Here is a 2,866-nt window from a genome sequence, read left to right as displayed (position 1 = left end):
GGGCGAGAGCCCGGGGAGGGCGAGGTCAGATGCGGCAACGCGGATTCGGCGTGGACGGCGAGGTCCTGCGGTGGATCGCCCACCGCAGGAACACGGAACTCGGCCTGATCGTCCTCGCCGTCGGCATCGTCTCCTTCGGCCACGCCATCGTCGGCCTGGCCCGCCACGACCGGCTGCCCCCGGGCCTGCCGGCCTACACCGCGGGACTCGGCGCGCTCGCCCTCCTCGCCCACCTGGCCGTCCGCCGCTACGCCCGCTACGCCGACCCGCTGCCGCTGCCGATCATCGTCCTGCTGACCGGCCTCGGCCTGGTCCTGATGGACCGCCTCGACCAGGACTACGCCCGCCGATACCCGTCCACCGACTACCAGTCCCAGCCGGTCGCCCCCGACCAGGTCATCTGGACCGTGCTCGCCGTCGTCCTGCTGATCGCCACCCTGGTCGTGCTGCGCCACCACCGCATCCTGCAGCGCTACACCTACCTCGGCATGGCCGTCGCGATGGCGCTGCTGATGGCCCCGGCGCTGTTCGGCGCCGACCAGTTCGGCGCCAAGCGCTGGATCACCATTGGGCCGCTGTCGCTCCAGCCGGGCGAGTTCGTCAAGGTCATGATCGTGGTGTTCTTCGCCAGCTATCTGATGGCCAACCGCGACGCCCTCGCGCTCGTCGGTCGCCGCTTCCTCGGCCTCGCCCTGCCGCGCGGCCGCAACGCGGGACCGATCCTGGTGGTGTGGGCGGTCAGCCTGGTCGTCCTCTTCTACGAGCGCGACCTCGGCACCTCGCTGATCTTCTTCGGCGTCTTCATCGTCATGCTCTACATCGCCACCGAGCGCATCAGCTGGGTGGTGCTCGGTGCGCTGCTGGCCGCCGCCGGCACGGCCTTCGTCGCCACCACCCAGCCACACGTCAAGGGCCGGGTGCAGGCCTGGCTCGACCCGATGGCGATCTACCTGCCACCCGAGCAACGGCCGCCGGGGCTGATCTCCGACCAGTCGGCCGAGGCGCTCTTCAGCTTCGGCGCCGGCCACCTCACCGGCACCGGACTCGGCCAGGGCCACTCCTACCTGGTCGGCTTCGCGGGCCGCAGCGACTTCATCCTGGCCACCGTGGGCGAGGAACTCGGCCTCGCCGGGATGACGGCGGTCATCCTGCTCTACGTGCTGCTCATCCAGCGCGGCCTCGCCGCCGGCCTCGCCGTCACCGACCCCTTCGGCAAGCTGCTGGCCGCCGGCCTCGCCACCGTGCTCGCGCTCCAGGTCTTCGTCGTCGCCGGCGGCGTGACCGGCCTGATCCCGCTCACCGGCAAGGCGCTGCCGTTCCTCTCCCAGGGCGGCTCGTCCACGGTCGCCAACTGGCTGCTCGTCGCCCTGCTCATCCGGGTCAGCGACCGCGCCGGCAAGGCGTCGACCGAGCCGGAGGGCAACGCCACCATCCTGACCCCACTCGTGCACGCCAACCCCGCCCGCCCCGAAATCTTCTAGCCTTCCGGCCCGGGCGCTCATGTGCACGCTGACGCGCACGACCGAACGACTGAGCGGGTATGCAGCAACGATGAACCTCCTTGACGACGCGAACGCCCTGGCCGACGACCTCACCCAGCTCCGGCGCCGACTCCACGCCGTCCCCGAGGTCGGCCTCGACCTCCCACGCACCCAGGAGACGGTACTCACCGCGCTCGAAGGACTGCCGCTCGACGTCACCACCGGCGCCTCGCTCACCTCCGTCACCGCCGTGCTGCGCGGCGCCGCCCCCGGGCCGACGGTGCTGCTGCGCGGCGACATGGACGCGCTGCCCGTCGCCGAGCGCACCGGGCTGCCGTTCGCCGCCGACAACGGCCGGATGCACGCCTGCGGCCACGACCTGCACACGACGATGCTGGCCGGCGCGGCCCGACTGCTGTCGGCCCACCGGGACCGGCTGGCCGGCAACGTCGTCTTCATGTTCCAGCCGGGCGAGGAGGGGTACGACGGCGCCGGCCGGATGCTCGCCGAGGGCGTCCTCGACGCGACGGGGGAGCGGCCGGTCGCCGGCTACGCGCTGCACGTCATGTCGCACTCCTACCCGACCGGCGTCTTCACGGGGCGCGGCGGGCCGCTGCTCGCCTCCTCCAACGTGCTGAAGGTGACCGTGCGCGGCGCCGGCGGCCACGGCTCGCTGCCGCACCGCGCGAAGGACCCGATCCCGGCGGCCTGCGAGATGGTCACGGCGCTCCAGACGTACGCCACCCGCGCCTTCGACATCTTCGACCCGGTGGTCATCACGGTCGGCACCTTCCAGGCCGGCACGGCGACCAACATCATCCCGGACACCGCCACCTTCTCCGCCACCGTCCGCTCCTTCTCGGCGGCCTCGCTGGCGAAGCTGCGGGACGGCACGGTCGCCGTCTGCCGGGGCGTCGCGGCGGCGCACGGCCTTGAGGTGACGGCCGAGTTCGTCGAGCAGTACCCGGTCACGGTCAACGACGGCGCGGAGGCCGCCTTCGTGTCCGACACGGTCCGGGAGGCGTTCGGCGAGGAGTGGTACGCGCCGCTGGAGAACCCGATCCCGGGCGCGGAGGACTTCTCACGGGTGGTGGACGAGATCCCCGGCGCGATGGTCTTCCTCGGCGCGACACCGCTCGGCGCGGACCCCGACGCGGCGCCGGCGAACCACTCGCCGCTCGCCACCTTCGACGAGTCCGTCCTCCCGTCGGGCGCGGCGCTCTACGCCGCGCTGGCCACAAGGCGCCTGGCCGCTGCCGCTTAGCCGCCCACGGTGTCGCTCGCGCTTGGCGTGGGCCGGGGCGCGGGCGCACCGCGCACTGCGCAGGGCGCGGTTGCGGTGCGGCCGCCCCCAGGTGTGCAGCGCGCCGAACAGGGTGGGCGGG

At 73.0% G+C, this 2,866-nt stretch carries 2 protein-coding genes; both read left to right on the top strand.

Annotation, left to right across the window (positions count from 1 at the left end; all coding sequences use genetic code 11):
- Positions 1 to 29: 29 nt before the first annotated feature.
- Positions 30 to 1,481 carry an FtsW/RodA/SpoVE family cell cycle protein gene (locus tag E1265_RS35375; protein WP_132935048.1) on the top strand — a complete coding sequence of 484 codons (1,452 nt, stop codon included), beginning with the start codon at positions 30 to 32 and terminating at the stop codon, positions 1,479 to 1,481.
- A 70-nt stretch (positions 1,482 to 1,551) separates the two neighbouring features.
- Positions 1,552 to 2,745: a M20 family metallopeptidase gene (locus E1265_RS35370; RefSeq protein ID WP_132935047.1), complete on the top strand. Its 1,194-nt coding sequence runs from the start codon at positions 1,552 to 1,554 to the stop codon at positions 2,743 to 2,745.
- The last annotated feature ends 121 nt before the right edge of the window (positions 2,746 to 2,866 follow it).

The organism is Streptomyces sp. 8K308, assembly GCF_004348315.1.
Classification (GTDB): Bacteria; Actinomycetota; Actinomycetes; order Streptomycetales; family Streptomycetaceae; genus Streptomyces.
This window is presented reverse-complemented; position numbering and strand designations above follow the sequence as displayed.